Consider the following 17,791-nt stretch of genomic DNA (forward strand, 5'->3'; position numbering starts at 1 on the left):
ACCTGATTCCGCGCTATAATGGCGATCAGGCAGGTATCACCTGGAAACCGGGCGAACTGAAGGATGAAGTGAGAGACGAGATTGTTGCGAAAGTGACAGCCGCATTAATGTAACAAAACGGACAGGACGATAAGGTGTATCTGCTTATCGTCCTGTCCGTTTTATAAATCATATGCAACTGTTCGATGTCTTCACGGTTATGAGCCGGAACTCACTTACTTCGCACAATCCCAAAGCATTCCCACAATCTTGCCGATGGAATCCATCTGGCTGCTTTTGCTCATCGCTTCGATATACTGCTCTCTGTTCTTGTAGAGGTCACGGATCGTTTGCAGCAGTTTCTCATTGGTGATCTCTTCTTCTTCCAAAACTTTACTGTAACCCAGTCGTTCGAAGGAACGGGCATTCAGAATCTGGTCACCGCGGCTGGCATTGGCAGAAAGAGGAATCAGCAGATTTGGTTTCTTTAAGGCGCTGATTTCGCAGATTGCATTGGCTCCGGCACGGGAAATTACCAGATCAGACAAAGCGAAGAGATCTGAAAGTTCATCTTTAATATACTCATACTGTACATAACCTTCTGTATCTGTCAGGGAGGTATCCAGTTTTCCTTTTCCACAAAGATGGATGATCTGAAAATCCTTTAACAGATCTGGCAGGATGTTGCGGACAGCGGTGTTGACAGCGACGGAACCAAGGCTTCCGCCAATGATCATCAGAACCGGTTTACCGGCTTTCAGCCCGGTAAAGCGAAGAGCTGCTTCCGGATCACCCTGCAGAAGTTCCTGACGGATCGGAGTTCCGGTAAGGACTGCCTTATCAGCAGGAAGCTTGCTGACAGTTTCCGGGAAATTACAGCAGACTTTCACAGCGGACGGGATACAAAGCTTGTTGGCAAGTCCCGGAGTCATATCGGACTCATGGATAATTGCCGGAATCTTACAACGCTTTGCCGCAATGACAACAGGAACACTGACAAATCCGCCTTTGGAGAAAACCACATCCGGTTTCAGTTTCTTCAGCAGTTTTCTGGCTTCGGAAAATCCTTTCAGCACACGGAAAGGATCGGTGAAGTTCTTTACGTCAAAATAACGTCTCAATTTACCGGAGGATATTCCGTAATAAGGAATTCCCATCTCTTCGATCAGTTTTTTTTCAATTCCGTTATAGGAACCGATATAAGAAATTGTAAATCCCTGTTCTTTCAATGCTGGAATCATAGCAATATTCGGTGTCACGTGACCTGCGGTACCGCCGCCGGTAAGTACGATATGTTTCATAATGTCCTCCTGAATGCATAATACTCTCACGGAATCTTTCGTCTGTTGTTTGGCGATTGATTTTCCGAAAGGGCAGTAGTAGAATCAATGTTTTTACATATAATATTTTTAATAGTTTCATTGTATCTTATTAAGAAAAAAAGTCAAGAAACCCATAATTATTAAAAGAAAATAAAAAGGAAAAGTATTTTGCATTTCTGTATATATACGCGTATAATAAGAATATAAAAGCAAAAACGTGATAAGATTCTGAAAATAAAAGAAAAGGAGGGGTTTTTATGAAGATAACATTTGTGGGTGCGACACATGAAGTTACAGGGAGCTGTTATTTTCTGGAAGCCGCCGGTAAAAAGTTTCTGGTAGATTGTGGAATGGAGCAGGGACCGGATAATTTTGAGAATATACCGATTCCTGTGCCGGCTTCGGAACTTGATTTTGTACTGCTGACACATGCACATATCGATCACTCCGGAAAACTTCCGGTTCTGTATGCGGAAGGCTTCCGGGGAAATATTTATACGACATATGCCACGGTAGATCTGTGTGAGATCATGCTTCGTGACAGTGCTCATATCCAGATGTTTGAGGCGGAATGGAGAAACAGAAAAGGACGGCGCTCCGGCAAGGAACCGGTACAGCCGCTGTATGATATGAACGATGCACAGGGAGCAATCTCTCATCTGGTGGGATGCCCATATCAGCAGATCCTGGAACTGGCTGACGGGATTCAGGTACGGTTCGTGGATGCCGGTCACCTGCTGGGTTCAGCAAGCATCGAACTGTGGCTGAAAGAAGACGATACAGAACGGAAAATCGTATTTTCCGGTGACATCGGTAATAAGGATCAACCGTTAATTAAGAATCCAACGTATCTGCAATCTGCAGATTATGTGGTGATGGAGTCTACCTACGGTGACCGCAGCCATGGTCCACGGGCCAGCTATGAAGATGAGCTGGCAAGAGTGATCCAGAGAACCTTCGACCGGGGAGGGAATGTGGTGATCCCTTCGTTTGCAGTGGGAAGAACACAGGAGATGCTTTATTTTATCCGTAAGATCAAGGCAGATCATATGATACAGGGACATGATGGTTTCCCGGTGTTTGTGGACAGTCCGCTGGCAGTAGGAGCAACTACTATATTTAATGAACATCACAAAGACTGTTTTGATGAAGAGGCGATGGAGCTGGTCAATAAAGGAATCAATCCGATCACGTTCCCGGGACTGAAACTTTCCATCACCAGTGAAGAATCCAAATCCATCAACTTTGATGACCGCCCGAAGGTCATTATCTCGGCCAGTGGTATGTGCGATGCCGGTCGGATCAAGCATCACCTGAAACACAATCTGTGGCGACCGGAATGTACGGTTCTGTTTGTGGGATATCAGGCAATCGGTACACCGGGGCGTGCGCTGGTGGAAGGAGCGAAAGAGATCAAACTGTTCGGGGAAGAGATTCAGGTCAATGCAGAGATCAAAGTTCTGCCTGGCGTCAGTGGTCATGCAGATAATGAGGGACTGATGGAGTGGGCGAAAGCTTTCGAAGAGAAGCCAAAACAGGTATTTGTGTGCCATGGAGAAGATACTTCCTGTCAGGTACTGACCGGAAGACTGGAAGATGAACTTCATTATACGGCGATAGCACCGTACAGCGGAACTGTTTACGATCTGAAAGAAGCAGCATTCATCAGCTGTCCGGAAGGTGTGTTCATCCGCAAGCAGGAGACAAAACCGCAGTCGAAAGGTTCCGGTGTATATCAGCGACTGGTTGCAGCCGGTCAGCGGCTTCTTACGGTGATCCGTCATAACGAAGGCGGAGCAAACAAAGACCTTGCGAAACTGACCAGCCAGATCAATAATCTTTGTGATAAGTGGGACAGATAGTTTTACGAACAGCTGTATCAAAAATAAAAAGTGCCCCTGTCAAAAGATCGGCATGTCTGGCAGAGATCTGTCTGTTATGTCGGCCTTTTGACAGGGGCATTGTGTTACGTATGTGCAAAGAACATGATATGTTTTCTGATTACTGGTTCAGCGCTTCTTTCAGGGCTTTTGCAAGCTGATCCGGACATGAAGTGGATTTGAAACCACAGGTAGTTCCTTCCAGACGATTGATCACGTCCCGGGCATCCTGTCCTTCTACCAGAGCACCGATTCCTTTCAGGTTGCCGTTACATCCGCCGGTAAAACGAACATTGTATACTTTGCCGTCTTTCAGGTCGAAGTCGATCTGAGAAGAGCAGGTTCCTTTTGTCTTGTATGTCATGATAATTCCTCCTTTAATTTTACATGTACTTCCGAATCCGGTACATTTTAGATCTGCAAGTTATTATAACAAATATTACGTCTGATTTCCAGTAGGTGAATCGAAATGTTATAATTTGTCATAACAGCAAAACGGAAGGAAAAAGGTTGAGGAAAAAATGATGCTTTGTTATAATGAAGAGCAGGCAAAACTCCCGGGAAGCAGGAGAAGACCGGAATTACAGAGGATATGAGTACTTTTATAAAAAGTGTAACTGTTCAGTACTTTCACAGTTACGGACAAAAAAGAAACAGGAGAGAAAAGATGAAAAAAATCGGGATTATCGGAGCAATGGAGCTCGAAGTAGAAGAACTGAAAAGCCAGATGGAAGAAGTTTGTGTAAAAGAAAAAGCATCCATGGAATTCTATCAGGGTACATTAAATGGAAAAGAGGTTGTCGTAGTACGTTCCGGAATCGGTAAAGTAAATGCAGCGGTCTGCACACAGATTCTTGTGGATGATTTTCAGGCAGAAGCGGTGATCAATACCGGAATCGCCGGATCCCTGAAGGCAGAGATCAACATCGGTGATATTGTTGTGTCTACCGATGCTTTGCAGCATGATATGGATGCCAGAGAATTTGGTTATCCGAAGGGCCAGATTCCACAGATGAATGTATTTTCTTTTAAAGCAGATGAGACACTCCGTAAAGTAGCTGTAGAATGCTGTAAGAAAGCGAACCCGGATATTCAGGTGTTTGAAGGAAGAGTGGTCAGCGGTGACCAGTTTGTGGCAAGCAGTGAAGTGAAGGATGAACTGATCCGTGAATTTGCAGGAAGCTGTACTGAGATGGAAGGAGCAGCTATCGCTCAGGCGGCCTACTTAAACCATGTTCCGTTTGTTGTTCTGCGTGCCATTTCTGATAAAGCGGATAACAGTGCAACCATGGATTATCCGACATTTGAAAAAGCGGCGGCACGTCACTGTGCGAATCTCGTGAAAGAGATGGTAAAAGCACTGTAAGAAAAGGATTTGTCATGGTAAAAACCTGTAAGAATTTGACGAACGATTTTAGTTTCAAATCAGGTATGTGGAGGATATAATATTTCCAGAACATCGTTTTGCAAATGCATGACTTCCGGATCCGGCGATCGGGGGTGCGGGATGGACAGGCATTTGCGGGAGGATGTGAAAAGTGACTGCCAATTCAGTATTGAAATAAGGGGGTACGGAAATGCTGCATATTTGGATGGAACGAAATGTGTTGTTTTACGGGATGATCGGAGCGGGAATTCTTGGAATCCTGTGTATGTTTATGGTCGACCGTTTCTACGGCAGAGCCATACGGGATGTACGCAGGATAACAGAACCGAAAGGAAAATGGACAAAAGAATTTTTGAACCAGTACCAGATGCGTCTGACGAAAGAGCAGGAGATCAATAATCCGGAGGCATTTGTGAGGACGCAGCTTGCCAGGGGAAAAACACTGGGAATCGGGATACAAAAGTGGAAGCAGGGAATCGGCTACAGCGCGGTTCTGTGCTTCCTTTTGATTCTGACGGCAGTCTATGGGACTTACCGCTATGAGCAGGCACAGCTGCTGCGTTACGAGTATGTACTGACCGGGGCGGGAATCTTCGCCCTGTTACTTCTGATGAAGCAATTTATGGGCTTTATGAATAAAGAAGATATGATTCTTGATGGTCTTCTGGACTATATGGAAAATACCCTGCCCGCCAGAAAACCGGTGCCGGATGAGCAGGCACTGAAAGAGCAGACCAGAGAGGAGCTGATCGATAAAGTAACAGAGGGGATCCGGCAGACGGCGGCAAGTGAGACAAAATTTTCTCATATGCTGACACCGGAGGAAGAGCATATTATGCGGGAGGTGATTCGCGAATATCTGATCTGAGCAGAGCGTTAACTTGTTATTCTCATAAAGCAGGCAGACACCAGCATGCGGTGTCTGCCTGCTTTCCATACAAACTACTCTTCAATCACTTCAATTTCCAGATAATCAAAATCGATCGTCTCAATAAAATTATCGGAGGTAAACCGGGTTTTATCGTGGCGTTTAAAATCCATAATATTATTGTCCAGCCAGATCGGTTTGCTCAGATCCCAGAGGTAACAGATCTCTTCGAGAGACTGGAAGATCTTATGGGTTCTCGTGTGATCAGTATCGTTGCAGATCACGGTGTCTTTCATCATGTGATTATCGGTCCATATTTTTCCCCATAAACGAAACATTGTTGGAGTCTCCTTTCCCAAAACAAAAACAGTGAACTAAGTATATCGGAAAATTCTCTTTCTGTAAAGAAAAGAAAACTATTGCGGTTGCTGAGCACGGAGTGAACAGTAACACGACTTCAGCTGTAAGATGTTTGTAAGTTTCGTTTGATGCAAAGATGTGATATGATAAAATCGTATGTAAAACAGAAATTTAAAATATCTTAAGATTTTCCCTATCCTGAAAACAAGATTTCCCTGATAAACTGACAGCGTAAAAGGAAAGAGGAAGAAGAAATGAGGTGAAGAAATGTTCAATATTCTTGTGTGCGACGATGATAAAGAGATTGTGGATGCCATTGATATTTATCTGTCACAGGAAGGATATCACATTTTAAAGGCGTACGATGGACTGCAGGCCATCGAAATCATGAAAAAAGAAGAAGTGCATCTGATCCTTCTGGATATTATGATGCCGAATCTGGATGGGATCCGGGCTACGCGTAAGATCCGGGAGACCAGCAGTGTGCCGATTATCATGTTATCTGCCAAATCAGAGGATGTGGATAAGATCCTTGGGCTGAACATCGGTGCAGACGACTATATTACAAAACCATTTAACCCTCTGGAACTGATCGCCAGAGTCAAATCTCAACTGAGAAGATATACTCAGCTTGGAAATCTGGCGACAGAAGAAAAAGAGGCGGTATACGTATGTGGCGGTCTGGTGGTCAACGATGATCTGAAAACTGTTACGGTGGACGGGGAGCCGGTAAAATTAACCCCGATCGAGTATAATATTTTAGTGCTGTTAATTAAAAATCAGGGAAAAGTTTTTTCTATTGAACAGATTTATGAAAATATCTGGAACGAAGAGGCGATTGGAGCGGACAACACAGTAGCCGTACATATCCGGCATATCCGTGAAAAAATCGAGATCAATCCGAGAGAACCACGCTATCTGAAAGTAGTCTGGGGAATCGGCTATAAGATAGAAAAGATGTAACCCTCCGTGGGAGGCTGCAAAATGGAAGAGAAAAAACAAAGAAACAAATTTTATTCTGCCTGGGCAAAGGGAATCGTGATCGCGTTGTTTCTGACAGCGGTTGCCTGCTTTTCCGTCTTTGCCATGATCTTTGGCAGTCTGATGCGCCAGGGCTTCAGCTGGGAAGAGCTGACAAGCAATTATAACAACGGGAAAAATTATCTGGAGACTCAGGATTGTGGACAACGGATGGCTTCACAGGTAAATAAAGTCCGTAACGCACTGAGTGACGGAAAGCCGTTTTTAACAAAAGGAAAACTGGATAAGACCAAGCTGGTGGATATTACGAGACTGGATGCAAAAACCAGCCAACAGAATCCGGCAACTACCTATACCGTAGAGGATCTTCTGGAACTGAAGGATAATGGTCTTTGGGATGAGTTTCAGGATGCAATCTGGAATGCGGGCAATGGCTTTTATGAAGATTACTACGAAGATGATGAGGAATTCGAAGTAGATGGTGAATATGACGAAGACGACGAGGAGCCTACAAGCACCGCTGAGGATGTAGATATCAGTGATTACACACCTCGTTTCCGTTATCTTTACAACTATGCAAGAGATTTTGAAACCGTACTTCCGGAATCCGGAGAGACGCTGGCGGAATATGCCAGAACCAATCCGAAAAAGGTATCTCTGTTTGAGCTGTATCAGCAATTATCGAATGCCATTGATCAGCTGATCTCTTACCAGTCTGCAATCAAGATGGATGATAAGACCAACGTGATCTTCATGGTGCAGAATCTGGATAACAAGACAGTATATACCAATGTGTCAGAATGGGCAGATGGGAATGTAGATCCGAAAAGTCTGAAAGATCTGATGGAAGATGTGCCGGTATTTGTAGCAGAAAGAGAAGACGGAAAACTGAAAGATGTATCTGACAATGGCACAGATGCCGGAAAGTGGATCTATAATTATTTTCAAAATGATCCCGTAACCGGAAAAAATGAGAAAATCATAGTTTCTGTAGATGTATCATTTCCTTATTCCGATGAGATCTCCGCTGCGTACGTATCTTATGAAAATTACGCAGGCTGGGGCAATGGGCTGGTAGTCGGCATGCTTATCAGTTTTGTTGCCGGTATCCTGTTTCTGCTTATCATTACTCTGCAAAGCGGTCTGGTATGCCGGGACAGAGAAGTGCATACCATGCCCGCAGATCGTATCCCTGCCGAGGTGATGCTTGCGATCTGTGGTATGGCACTGATCGGTATGGTCGGTATAGCGGGATTAGGGCTGACAGCAAGCGGCAATCCTACAGACGGCTTTTGGCTTACCGTTATAACTACCGGGGAAATTCTTGGTGCGGCGGTATTTCTTGGGGCGTATCTCAGTGTGATCCGCCGTTGGAAAGCAAAGAAGCTGTGGAGATCCAGTTTTTGTTATACCATCGTGAAAAGCTGTAAGAAAGTATATATGGCACGTACAACTTCCGGTCGGATGATAGTGGCATTTGTCGGACTGGTGTTAATGAACTATCTGCTGGCAGCTCTTTTCGGCGGATTCGGTCTGATCCTGCTGTTTTTGGCAGACGGTGTGGTTCTTTTATATATGATCCGGGAAAATGCAGGACGTCAGGTGATCTATGATGGCCTTGCAAGGCTGGCAAGCGGTCAGCTGGATTATAAGATCGATGAGAAAGATCTGACGGGTGATAACCGCCAGATGGCTGCGGCTGTCAATCGTGTAGGCGAAGGCCTGCAAAATGCAGTGAAGGAAACGTTGAAAAGTGAAAGACTGAAAGCGGATCTTATCACCAATGTATCTCATGATATCAAGACACCGCTTACTTCTATTATCAATTATGTAGATCTTCTGAAGAGAGAGGATATCCAGGATCCGAAGATCCGGGGCTATATCGAAGTGCTGGATAACAAATCCAAACGGCTGAAACAGCTGACAGAGGACCTGGTGGAGGCGTCGAAAGTCAGCTCCGGTAATGTGGTGCTGGATATGAAACCTATCCGCTTCGGAGAACTGATCCGACAGACAAATGGGGAGTTTGAGGAGAAGTTTGCAGCCAGGGGACTGCAGATGGTCTGCAAGATGGATGAGGAGCCACTGGTGATCATGGCAGATGGCCGCCGGATGTGGCGTGTTGTGGAGAATCTTTATAATAATATCGCCAAGTATGCCATGCCGAATACGAGGGTGTACGTGGAGGCGAGAAGGGTCGGCTGCAGAGTCGTGCTGGAGATCAAGAATATCTCGGAAAACCCGTTGAATATCAAGGCGGAGGAACTGACGGAGCGTTTTATCCGTGGAGATGTGTCGAGAAGCACGGAAGGAAGCGGACTGGGCTTGTCGATCGCCAAGAACCTTGTGGGATTGCAGGGGGGAACCTTTGATATTTACCTGGATGGGGATTTGTTTAAGGTTGTGATTACGTTTGAGGCGGTGGATAAAGAGAGTTAGATAAGGGGTAGGTAAGAGTCATATAAGGAGGACGCGTCAGGCTCCCGGTGGGTGTGTATGGGCAACGTGGGCAGGGCAACTTTGAGCTAGCCGCCCACAAAGTGTTGCCCATACATACCCGCCGGGAGCCTGACGCTGACTTTGGCGGATAGCTGCTTGTATGAGCTGAACGGATCCTATAATTGTAGTGCAGTTGAGCAGGAAGCAGGGAAGGCACCGTTACAGAATCCTAGAGCGTGGCTGAAGAATCATTTCCGTAAACTGGAACTCGCAGTTCACTCTTGTTTATTGGAGAGGTGAATGATGAGTGGAATGTTAAAATGTATAGTCTAATAAAAAAACGTGTGATCGGTAAATCGTAAATAATTACCGGTCACACGTTTTTTTTGCGGTTTTGAGATTAGTGAGTTTCGTCCTCGCTCTCCTTTTCGTCCTCCTTCGGCAGTTCTGTCGGGTGCAGGTTGGAGAATATGCTGGTGTCGATGGCTTTTTCTTCGCCGTTTTCTTCGGTATCTTTTCCGGCATCCTCAGGAATGTAGTTGTCGAAGAGTTTTACAAAGAAGCGGGAGTTGATATATGCCACGGTGGCGAATCCTAGCATGATGTAGAACAGGATCATGAATGGAAAGGCCTGTGCAACAAAGATTCCAAGCAATACAGGTGCCGCAGTGATCACCATCATCAGTATGGTATACGGAAGATGGCGGATGGACATCAGAATGGAATTGCGAAACAGATTTTTGGTGGTGTTGAAGAACTTTGCAAGTACCGGGTAGATCCATAAAAACAGCATGGCGTAGACAAACAGTGCTGCTACAAATATATAGGAAAAGATCCGATATACAGCTCCCTGACCGGACATCATCCGGCAGAAGTACAGATCGAATGCCAGGACGATACCAAGCAGCAGCATAATGATCTGAATGACAATTCCCTGTTTCAGATTCTGCTTAAAGGAATGGAAGAATCCTTTTACCACATAAGATTCTTCGTTGCGTGCCATCTTCAACGTGATGTAATACATGGCCGCGATCGACGGTCCCGCAGTAACCACCGGGATACAGCAGACAATACATAAGAGATTCAAGATCATGAGATCAGCGACCCTGCCCATGAAGGAGAAAAACTTGTTGTCCGGATTAAAGATGTTGTTCATAGCAAATTGCCTCTTTTCTTCGGTTTTCCGTAACTGTTCAGTACTTTCTCAGTTACAGTTTTTCTTAATAGCGATATACGCAATGATTGTCATCAGTATAGCGAATTCAATACTAAAAAGCAAGGAAAAAGGGGGATGAAAGTATTAAAAAAGTATAATCAAAAAACGGTTCGTCAAAGTGACCATGAAAGGATGAAAAAATTGGTCAAAATGCCATAAAGGAGCGGAATCCAAAAAATCAACACACATTTGTTACAAGGTCATGGTAGAAACTTTGTATAATTCGGTTATGGTCAAAAAGGGGTCTATCCGATATACTAAGTACAGTCGCAAGGCATGGTGCCTTGGAAAAACGAACATTACTTAATTTGACTAGTAGGAGGAATTAATTATGGCAAGTTTATCATTACAGCACATTAACAAGACATATCCGAACGGATTTGAAGCTGTTAAAGATTTCAACCTGGAAATTGCTGACAAAGAGTTCATCATCTTCGTAGGACCATCCGGATGTGGTAAATCTACTACACTTCGTATGATCGCTGGTCTGGAAGAAATCAGTGGTGGTACACTGAAGATTGGTGATAAAGTAGTAAATGACGTAGAACCAAAAGACAGAGATATCGCAATGGTATTCCAGAACTACGCTCTGTATCCTCATATGACAGTATATGATAACATGGCATTTGGTCTGAAACTGAGAAAAGTTCCGAAAGATCAGATCGATAAAATGGTTAAAGAAGCAGCTAAGATCCTGGATCTGGAAAAACTGTTAGACCGTAAACCGAAAGCTCTGTCCGGTGGTCAGAGACAGCGTGTAGCTATGGGACGTGCTATCGTACGTGATCCTAAAGTATTCCTGATGGATGAGCCTCTGTCAAACCTGGATGCTAAACTGCGTGTACAGATGAGAACAGAGATCTCCAAACTGCATGAGAGACTGGGTGCTACTATTATCTACGTAACACATGACCAGACAGAAGCTATGACACTGGGTACCAGAATCGTAGTTATGAAAGATGGTGTTGTTCAGCAGGTAGATACACCTCAGAACCTGTACAATGCTCCAGGAAACCTGTTTGTAGCCGGATTCATCGGATCTCCTCAGATGAACTTCCTGGATGCAACTGTAAAAGTTAACGGAAAAGACGTTACTCTGCAGGTTGGTAACTACAGCCTGAAACTGCCGGAAAACAAAGCAAAAGCTCTGATCGATGGCGGATATGATGGAAAAACTGTTGTTATGGGTATCCGTCCGGAGAACGTAACAGACGATGCTACAGCTTTCCCGGAAAGCACAGTAGAAGCTAAGATTAACGTATACGAGCTGCTGGGTGCAGAAGTATTCCTGTACTTCGATGTTGAAGGCTTCAACATGACAGCCCGTGTAGATCCTCATACAACATCCAGAACAGGTGATACCGTAAAATTCGGTCTGGATATGTCCAAAGTTCATGTATTCGACAAAGAAACAGAACTGACAATCACCAACTAGTCAAAAGTAAACATATATGGTGCCGATTCCTTCGGGAGTCGGCACTTTTTACTTTAGTAAACTATTGCATTGATTTGTTGCAATTTCATGGAAAATACGATATTATGTAACTATTCGAGTGACTGCAAAGATACTGAACAGTTACCTGTTGAGAATCTATATCTGCAGATTTCTGGCAGTACCGGCAGATCCGGGAAACAGAAAAACGATAACAGATAAGCAAAAATGAGAGGATGTGAGCATTTGGTTTCAAGTCAGGTTTTACAAAAGACAATTGATGAACTTCGGGCAATCACCAGAATCGATCTGTGTGTGCTGAGTCTGGAAGGACAGAAAGTGGCTTCAACCTTCAGCGAAGAGGGGTTTGAGCCAGAATATGTAAGAGAATTTGTGAAATCACCGGCAGACAGTCAGGTATTGCAGGCGTATCATTTCTTTAAAATATACGATGATCAGAATGTGGAATATGTTCTGGTGACAAGCGGCGGAAGCGAAGATGCATACATGATCGGAAAGATCGCTGTATGTGAGATTCAGAATCTGATCGTTGCCTATAAGGAGCGCCTGGATAAGAATAATTTTATCCAGAACCTGCTTCTGGATAACCTTCTTCTGGTGGATATCTACAATCGTGCGAAAAAACTCCGGATCGATACAGAGGCGAGAAGAGTTGTATTTATTGTAGAGACAAAATACGAGAAAGACAACAGTGCGATGGAGACGATCAAGAGTCTGTACGCATCAAAACCGAAGGATTATATCACAGCAATCGATGAGAAAAATATTATCATTGTAAAAGAGGTCAAGGAAGCGGACACTTATGAGGAGTTGGATCACGTTGCAAAAACGCTGGTAGATATGCTGAATGTAGAAGCCATGTCACAGGTTCGCGTATCTTACGGAAATATCATCCATGAGATCAAGGATGTTTCCCGTTCTTATAAAGAAGCAAAGATGGCACTGGAAGTAGGAAAGATCTTCTATGCGGATAAGATAATCGTTCCATATAATAACCTGGGTATCGGTCGTCTGATCTATCAGCTGCCGATTCCGCTGTGCCAGATGTTCATGAAAGAAGTATTCGGCGAACAGTTGCCGGACACCTTTGATGAGGAGACGGTGACAACCATTAACAAATTCTTTGAAAATAACCTGAATGTCTCTGAGACATCCAGGCAGCTGTATGTGCATCGTAACACGCTGGTATATCGTCTGGAGAAACTGCAGAAGAGTACCGGACTGGATATTCGTGTGTTTGACGATGCCCTTACCTTTAAAATCGCCATGATGGTAGTAAGCTACATGAAATACATGGAAACTCAGGATTAACCGATCAATAGGAGGATTATGATGATTCAATTACTGGAAGGCGGTACCTACCTGGTCAATGGGACCGAACTGGTAGAACCGGCAAAAGCAGCAGCACAGGGACTTCCTGCGCCGGAAGAAGCAGCAAAACAGACCATGGCCTACAACATATTAAGAGACCATAATACGTCTGGAAACATGGAAAAACTTCAGATCAAATTTGACAAGCTGACATCCCATGATATCACTTTCGTAGGAATTATTCAGACAGCAAGAGCCTCAGGACTGGAAAAGTTTCCGGTACCGTATGTACTGACCAACTGCCACAACTCTCTGTGTGCTGTTGGAGGAACCATCAACGAAGATGACCATATGTTTGGCCTTACCTGTGCGAAAAAATACGGTGGTGTCTATGTTCCGCCTCATCAGGCAGTTATTCATCAGTTTGCAAGAGAGATGCTTGCCGGCGGTGGCAAGATGATCCTGGGATCTGACAGCCATACCAGATATGGCGCACTGGGTACCATGGCTATGGGCGAAGGAGGACCGGAACTGGTAAAACAGCTGCTGTCCAAAACGTATGATATCAATATGCCTGGTGTTGTTGGCGTATATATGACCGGAGCACCGATTCCCGGTGTGGGTCCTCAGGATGTGGCGCTGGCAATCATCGGAGCTGTATTTAAAAATGGTTTTGTAAAGAATAAAGTCATGGAATTCGTAGGACCGGGTGTGTCAAACTTAAGTGCAGATTTTAGAATCGGTGTGGATGTTATGACTACAGAGACTACCTGTCTGTCCTCTATCTGGAGAACCGATGATAAGATCGAAGAGTTCTATGCGATCCACGGCAGAAGCGAAGATTATAAAGAACTGAATCCGGGACCGGTTGCATATTATGATGGTATGCTGGTGGTAGAACTGGACAAGATCCGTCCGATGATCGCCATGCCATTCCACCCGAGCAATACTTACACCATTGATGAGTTAAATGCCAACTTGATGGACATTCTGGATGACGTGGAGAAAAAAGCACAGATCAGCCTGGATGGAAAGATTGATTTCACACTGAAAGATAAGGTACGCGATGGAAAACTGTATGTGGAACAGGGAATTATCGCAGGATGTGCCGGTGGTGGATTTGAGAACATCTGTGCAGCCGCAGATATTCTGAAAGGTGCAAGCATCGGAGCAGACGCATTCACACTGAGTGTTTATCCGGCAAGTACACCGATTTATATGGAACTTGCAAAGAACGGAACACTGGCAACTCTCATTGAGACAGGTGCCATTGTAAAAACAGCATTCTGCGGTCCGTGCTTTGGCGCTGGTGATACACCGGCAAATAATGCTTTCAGTATCCGCCATTCTACAAGAAACTTCCCGAATCGTGAAGGTTCCAAGATCCAGAATGGACAGATCTCTTCCGTAGCTCTGATGGATGCACGTTCTATCGCGGCGACCGCAGCAAACAAGGGACGCCTCACTCCGGCTACTGAATATGCGGGAACATACAGCAATCCGAAATATTACTTTGACGGAACCATCTATAAAAACAGAGTATTCGACAGTAAGGGTGTTGCGGATCCGTCTGTGGAGATTCAGTTCGGACCGAACATCAAAGACTGGCCACAGATGCCTGCACTGGCTGAGAACCTGATCCTGAAAGTCGTATCTGAGATTCACGATCCGGTTACTACAACGGATGAACTGATTCCGTCCGGCGAGACTTCTTCTTTCCGTTCCAATCCACTGGGACTGGCAGAATTTACCCTGTCCAGAAAAGACCCGGCTTATGTGGGACGTGCCAAAGAAGTCCAGGTAGCAGAAAAAGCCATCCAGAACGGTGAATGTCCGGCAGAAGCACTTCCTGAACTGAAACCGGTATTCGAAGCTGTTCATACAAAGTACCCACAGGTGGATAAGACCAATGTTGGTGTCGGTTCTACCATCTTTGCCGTAAAACCGGGTGACGGTTCCGCGCGGGAACAGGCTGCATCCTGCCAGAAAGTTCTTGGCGGATGGGCAAACATTGCCAATGAATATGCAACAAAACGTTATCGTTCCAATCTGATCAACTGGGGTATGCTGCCATTCCTGATTCCGGAAGGAGATCTGCCGTTTGCCAATGGCGATTATCTCTTTATCCCGGATGTACGGAAAGCAGTGGAAGAAAAATGGGACAGCATCACCGCTTATAAAGTGGGAGAAGAACTGACACCGTTTACCCTGACGCTGGGCGAACTGACCGACGATGAATGTGAGATCATCCTGAAAGGTTGTCTGATCAACTACTATAGAAATGAAAGAAACATTCAGTAGGCAGTATTTACCATCACCGAAGGTGACACGGAAAACTGAATAAACGAGAAAAGCCGGATCCCGGAGCAGATGTACACCGGGGATCCGGCTTTTTATGTGGGAAAACCTTTATCGAAGATACATAAGTATTGTTGGTCTTGAAGCAATTGTATAAACAATTATAATAAAAATGAATATATAGACAGTATAAACAGAAATATTAAAAATATAATAAAAAAATATAAGAAAAATCTTTAAAAAGTGTTGACAAATATGAATCTGTCTGTTATTATAAACTCAACAAAAAACAAAACACCTTATCAAACATCAACACCCCATTTTCTATGAAAGAGACGAGAAATCTTCATAAGAAGAATGGAAAAGGAACTGATAAAAAAATAGAATCCGAAAGATGCTAATTAAGAAAGTTAATTGAATCGGATTTCCGGAAGGTTTGGGAGGTAAGATCAGAACGTGAGGTAACAGATCTTATTCAAACGTGGAAAGAAATCAAAAACAATGTTTTCTTAAATCAGAACAAAAGGATCTGTATTTTTTATCAGGATGGAAAAGATAAGAACCCAAAAAAGAAAAGGAGGATAAAGCCGTTGTACTAAGAACATAAACTTATCATTGTAAGCGTGGTAAGAGCAAGCATTCCCCGCATAGAAAGACCTTTTATGAAGAATGAAAAAAGAAAAAAAGATGCCAGATCAGAGCATGCAGATTAGATAAAAGGTAACAAGAGCTTCTCCTTACAGTGAATACATTACCACAAAAATAATAGAAAAGATTTTAAAAGATGTGTAAAGAAACATTTTTTAAAAGAATATGAGTTCACTGAATAGACCTATATAGAAACCAAAATAGTAATTATTCGGAACGAAGAGAAAAGTAAAATGCAAAGGCTATATCCGATAGCAGGTGTATTTGAAAGAGATCTTAAAAAAGATATAATGAAAAACGTTCTGTATAGCATAGGAAAGTGAATATCCATATTTTGAAAAATTTATAAACGTCAATTATAAATTTGAAGCTGGCTATTATTCTTTATATAGATATAACATTTCTAAGTAAGTAAACGAAAAAACTTACGAGCAGGGAAGAAAGAGAAAATCAGTTTATATAGATAAAATTGAATAGGAACTCTGAAAAAACATTCCTACATAAAAAAGTATATAAAATATCCTGAAAAAGTAAAGAAAACAACCGAAAGAAAAATAAAAAAATAAAAGAAAGAGAAAAAGAGGTTTAGACAATTGAATAAAGAAGATCATTAGAACAGCCGTTATGTCGATTAAGATGAGATGTAGCGGCTGTTCGTATTTGTGTAATGAAATAGCGAAACAATGGAGGAAAGAGAAAAGCCGTGGAACAGGGTTTTTCACATTGTAGAAAAGGAAAATTGCGTTTATAATAAAAGTCTGTGGATATTTGTGAAAGAGAAAAATGTCCGGATATGGATCGGATATCGGAAAAGACATATCCGAGAACAGAGAAATAAGGAATGGAGCAGAGTGATGGTAAGATGGTCGGCAGATGATATCATATATGAAGATGAACAGATTCTTGTGTGCAGGAAACACAGTGGGATGGCGGTGCAGAGTGCGCGGGTCGGTCAGATGGATCTGGAGAGTGAATTGAGAAATTACAGGAATGGAAATTATATTGGGATTGTACAACGGCTGGATCAGCCGGTAGAGGGCGTTCTGGTTTTCGGAAAGACGCCGCAGGCTACGGCATGGTTAAATAAACAGCATCAGAATGGTATGATGAAAAAAGAGTATCTGGCTGTTTTTACAGGCACACCAGTAAAAGAAAAGCAGGGTATCTGGGAGGATTATCTTATAAAAGACGGAAAAACCAATACTTCACGGGTGACGGGTAAAAAGGATCGGATGGCAAAAAAAGCTGTACTGTCGTACAGAATTATGGACTGGAGAGATGACAGAGGACTGGCAGAGATCCGGCTGGGAACCGGCCGGCATCATCAGATTCGTGTGCAGATGGCGCATCATGGGATGCCGCTGTGGGCAGACGGAAAATATAAGAAAAAAGAAGAGATGCTGGAAGCAGAACAGGGAACGGCCATTGGTCTGTGTGCCTGGCGCCTGGAATTTGCACATCCAAAGACCGGGAAAAAAATGAAATTTGAAGTACAGCCGGAAGGTGCATGTTTCCAGGAATTTTCAGAAGCAATAAAACCGTAAAAATTATTTGATGATGAATTTAAAAAATTAGACACAAAAAAATCAAGAAAAACTTAAAGAACGCCTATGGACTATTTTGAATGGTCATGTATAATAGAGACGATG

Annotated in this window: 13 protein-coding genes; 9 read left to right on the top strand and 4 right to left on the bottom strand. The window is 43.6% G+C overall.

Annotated features, from left to right (window positions below; genetic code table 11):
• Window positions 1–215: 215 nt before the first annotated feature.
• Complete coding sequence (locus MSA64_RS03585) at window positions 216–1,280, bottom strand: undecaprenyldiphospho-muramoylpentapeptide beta-N-acetylglucosaminyltransferase (protein WP_154431444.1); 1,065 nt, start codon at window positions 1,278–1,280, stop codon at window positions 216–218.
• A gap of 278 nt (window positions 1,281–1,558) precedes the next feature.
• Between MSA64_RS03585 and MSA64_RS03590 the strand changes: the two genes are divergently transcribed.
• Entirely contained in the window at window positions 1,559–3,163 is a 1,605-nt protein-coding gene (locus tag MSA64_RS03590; RefSeq protein ID WP_287890579.1) for an MBL fold metallo-hydrolase RNA specificity domain-containing protein, read from the top strand.
• Between the two features lie 139 nt (window positions 3,164–3,302).
• Here MSA64_RS03590 and MSA64_RS03595 read toward each other — a convergent pair whose 3' ends face one another.
• Window positions 3,303–3,545: a TIGR03905 family TSCPD domain-containing protein gene (locus tag MSA64_RS03595; protein WP_022171475.1), complete on the bottom strand. Its 243-nt coding sequence runs from the start codon at window positions 3,543–3,545 to the stop codon at window positions 3,303–3,305.
• A 303-nt stretch (window positions 3,546–3,848) separates the two neighbouring features.
• Between MSA64_RS03595 and MSA64_RS03600 the strand changes: the two genes are divergently transcribed.
• Window positions 3,849–4,547 carry a 5'-methylthioadenosine/adenosylhomocysteine nucleosidase gene (locus MSA64_RS03600; RefSeq protein WP_118576414.1) on the top strand — a complete coding sequence of 233 codons (699 nt, stop codon included), beginning with the start codon at window positions 3,849–3,851 and terminating at the stop codon, window positions 4,545–4,547.
• Window positions 4,548–4,758: 211 nt separating this feature from the next.
• Window positions 4,759–5,436: a hypothetical protein gene (locus tag MSA64_RS03605; RefSeq protein WP_154431441.1), complete on the top strand. Its 678-nt coding sequence runs from the start codon at window positions 4,759–4,761 to the stop codon at window positions 5,434–5,436.
• A gap of 74 nt (window positions 5,437–5,510) precedes the next feature.
• Here MSA64_RS03605 and MSA64_RS03610 read toward each other — a convergent pair whose 3' ends face one another.
• Window positions 5,511–5,774: a hypothetical protein gene (locus tag MSA64_RS03610; protein ID WP_287890582.1), complete on the bottom strand. Its 264-nt coding sequence runs from the start codon at window positions 5,772–5,774 to the stop codon at window positions 5,511–5,513.
• A gap of 289 nt (window positions 5,775–6,063) precedes the next feature.
• On the opposite strand from MSA64_RS03610, the gene MSA64_RS03615 reads away from it, so the two are divergent.
• On the top strand, window positions 6,064–6,759 hold the full coding sequence (locus MSA64_RS03615) for a response regulator transcription factor (RefSeq protein WP_022171471.1): 696 nt from the start codon (window positions 6,064–6,066) through the stop codon (window positions 6,757–6,759).
• A 21-nt stretch (window positions 6,760–6,780) separates the two neighbouring features.
• Window positions 6,781–9,216 (top strand): histidine kinase dimerization/phospho-acceptor domain-containing protein, encoded by a 2,436-nt coding sequence (locus MSA64_RS03620; RefSeq protein WP_277663849.1) that lies wholly within the window; start codon window positions 6,781–6,783, stop codon window positions 9,214–9,216.
• 400 nt (window positions 9,217–9,616) lie between these two features.
• Here MSA64_RS03620 and MSA64_RS03625 read toward each other — a convergent pair whose 3' ends face one another.
• Window positions 9,617–10,372, bottom strand: coding sequence for a YesL family protein (locus MSA64_RS03625; RefSeq protein WP_287890585.1), 756 nt, complete (start codon window positions 10,370–10,372; stop codon window positions 9,617–9,619).
• A gap of 391 nt (window positions 10,373–10,763) precedes the next feature.
• Between MSA64_RS03625 and MSA64_RS03630 the strand changes: the two genes are divergently transcribed.
• From MSA64_RS03630 to MSA64_RS03645, 4 genes are all read left to right on the top strand, one after another.
• Window positions 10,764–11,867 carry an ABC transporter ATP-binding protein gene (locus MSA64_RS03630; RefSeq protein WP_154431438.1) on the top strand — a complete coding sequence of 368 codons (1,104 nt, stop codon included), beginning with the start codon at window positions 10,764–10,766 and terminating at the stop codon, window positions 11,865–11,867.
• 243 nt (window positions 11,868–12,110) lie between these two features.
• Complete coding sequence (locus tag MSA64_RS03635; protein ID WP_154431437.1) at window positions 12,111–13,196, top strand: PucR family transcriptional regulator; 1,086 nt, start codon at window positions 12,111–12,113, stop codon at window positions 13,194–13,196.
• 21 nt (window positions 13,197–13,217) lie between these two features.
• Window positions 13,218–15,497 carry a hydratase gene (locus MSA64_RS03640; protein ID WP_154431526.1) on the top strand — a complete coding sequence of 760 codons (2,280 nt, stop codon included), beginning with the start codon at window positions 13,218–13,220 and terminating at the stop codon, window positions 15,495–15,497.
• Between the two features lie 1,499 nt (window positions 15,498–16,996).
• Window positions 16,997–17,686 (top strand): RluA family pseudouridine synthase, encoded by a 690-nt coding sequence (locus tag MSA64_RS03645; RefSeq protein WP_118619731.1) that lies wholly within the window; start codon window positions 16,997–16,999, stop codon window positions 17,684–17,686.
• Window positions 17,687–17,791: the final 105 nt, after the last annotated feature.

This window comes from Oliverpabstia sp. (assembly GCF_022785585.1).
GTDB lineage: Bacteria > Bacillota > Clostridia > Lachnospirales > Lachnospiraceae > Oliverpabstia > Oliverpabstia intestinalis.

Coding starts and splice junctions, on each gene's coding strand:
- MSA64_RS03585 (WP_154431444.1), bottom strand. CDS start 1,280: ATGAAACATATCGTACTTACCGGCGGCGGTACCGCAGGTCACGTGACA.
- MSA64_RS03590 (WP_287890579.1), top strand. CDS start 1,559: ATGAAGATAACATTTGTGGGTGCGACACATGAAGTTACAGGGAGCTGT.
- MSA64_RS03595 (WP_022171475.1), bottom strand. CDS start 3,545: ATGACATACAAGACAAAAGGAACCTGCTCTTCTCAGATCGACTTCGAC.
- MSA64_RS03600 (WP_118576414.1), top strand. CDS start 3,849: ATGAAAAAAATCGGGATTATCGGAGCAATGGAGCTCGAAGTAGAAGAA.
- MSA64_RS03605 (WP_154431441.1), top strand. CDS start 4,759: ATGCTGCATATTTGGATGGAACGAAATGTGTTGTTTTACGGGATGATC.
- MSA64_RS03610 (WP_287890582.1), bottom strand. CDS start 5,774: ATGTTTCGTTTATGGGGAAAAATATGGACCGATAATCACATGATGAAA.
- MSA64_RS03615 (WP_022171471.1), top strand. CDS start 6,064: ATGTTCAATATTCTTGTGTGCGACGATGATAAAGAGATTGTGGATGCC.
- MSA64_RS03620 (WP_277663849.1), top strand. CDS start 6,781: ATGGAAGAGAAAAAACAAAGAAACAAATTTTATTCTGCCTGGGCAAAG.
- MSA64_RS03625 (WP_287890585.1), bottom strand. CDS start 10,372: ATGAACAACATCTTTAATCCGGACAACAAGTTTTTCTCCTTCATGGGC.
- MSA64_RS03630 (WP_154431438.1), top strand. CDS start 10,764: ATGGCAAGTTTATCATTACAGCACATTAACAAGACATATCCGAACGGA.
- MSA64_RS03640 (WP_154431526.1), top strand. CDS start 13,218: ATGATTCAATTACTGGAAGGCGGTACCTACCTGGTCAATGGGACCGAA.
- MSA64_RS03645 (WP_118619731.1), top strand. CDS start 16,997: ATGGTAAGATGGTCGGCAGATGATATCATATATGAAGATGAACAGATT.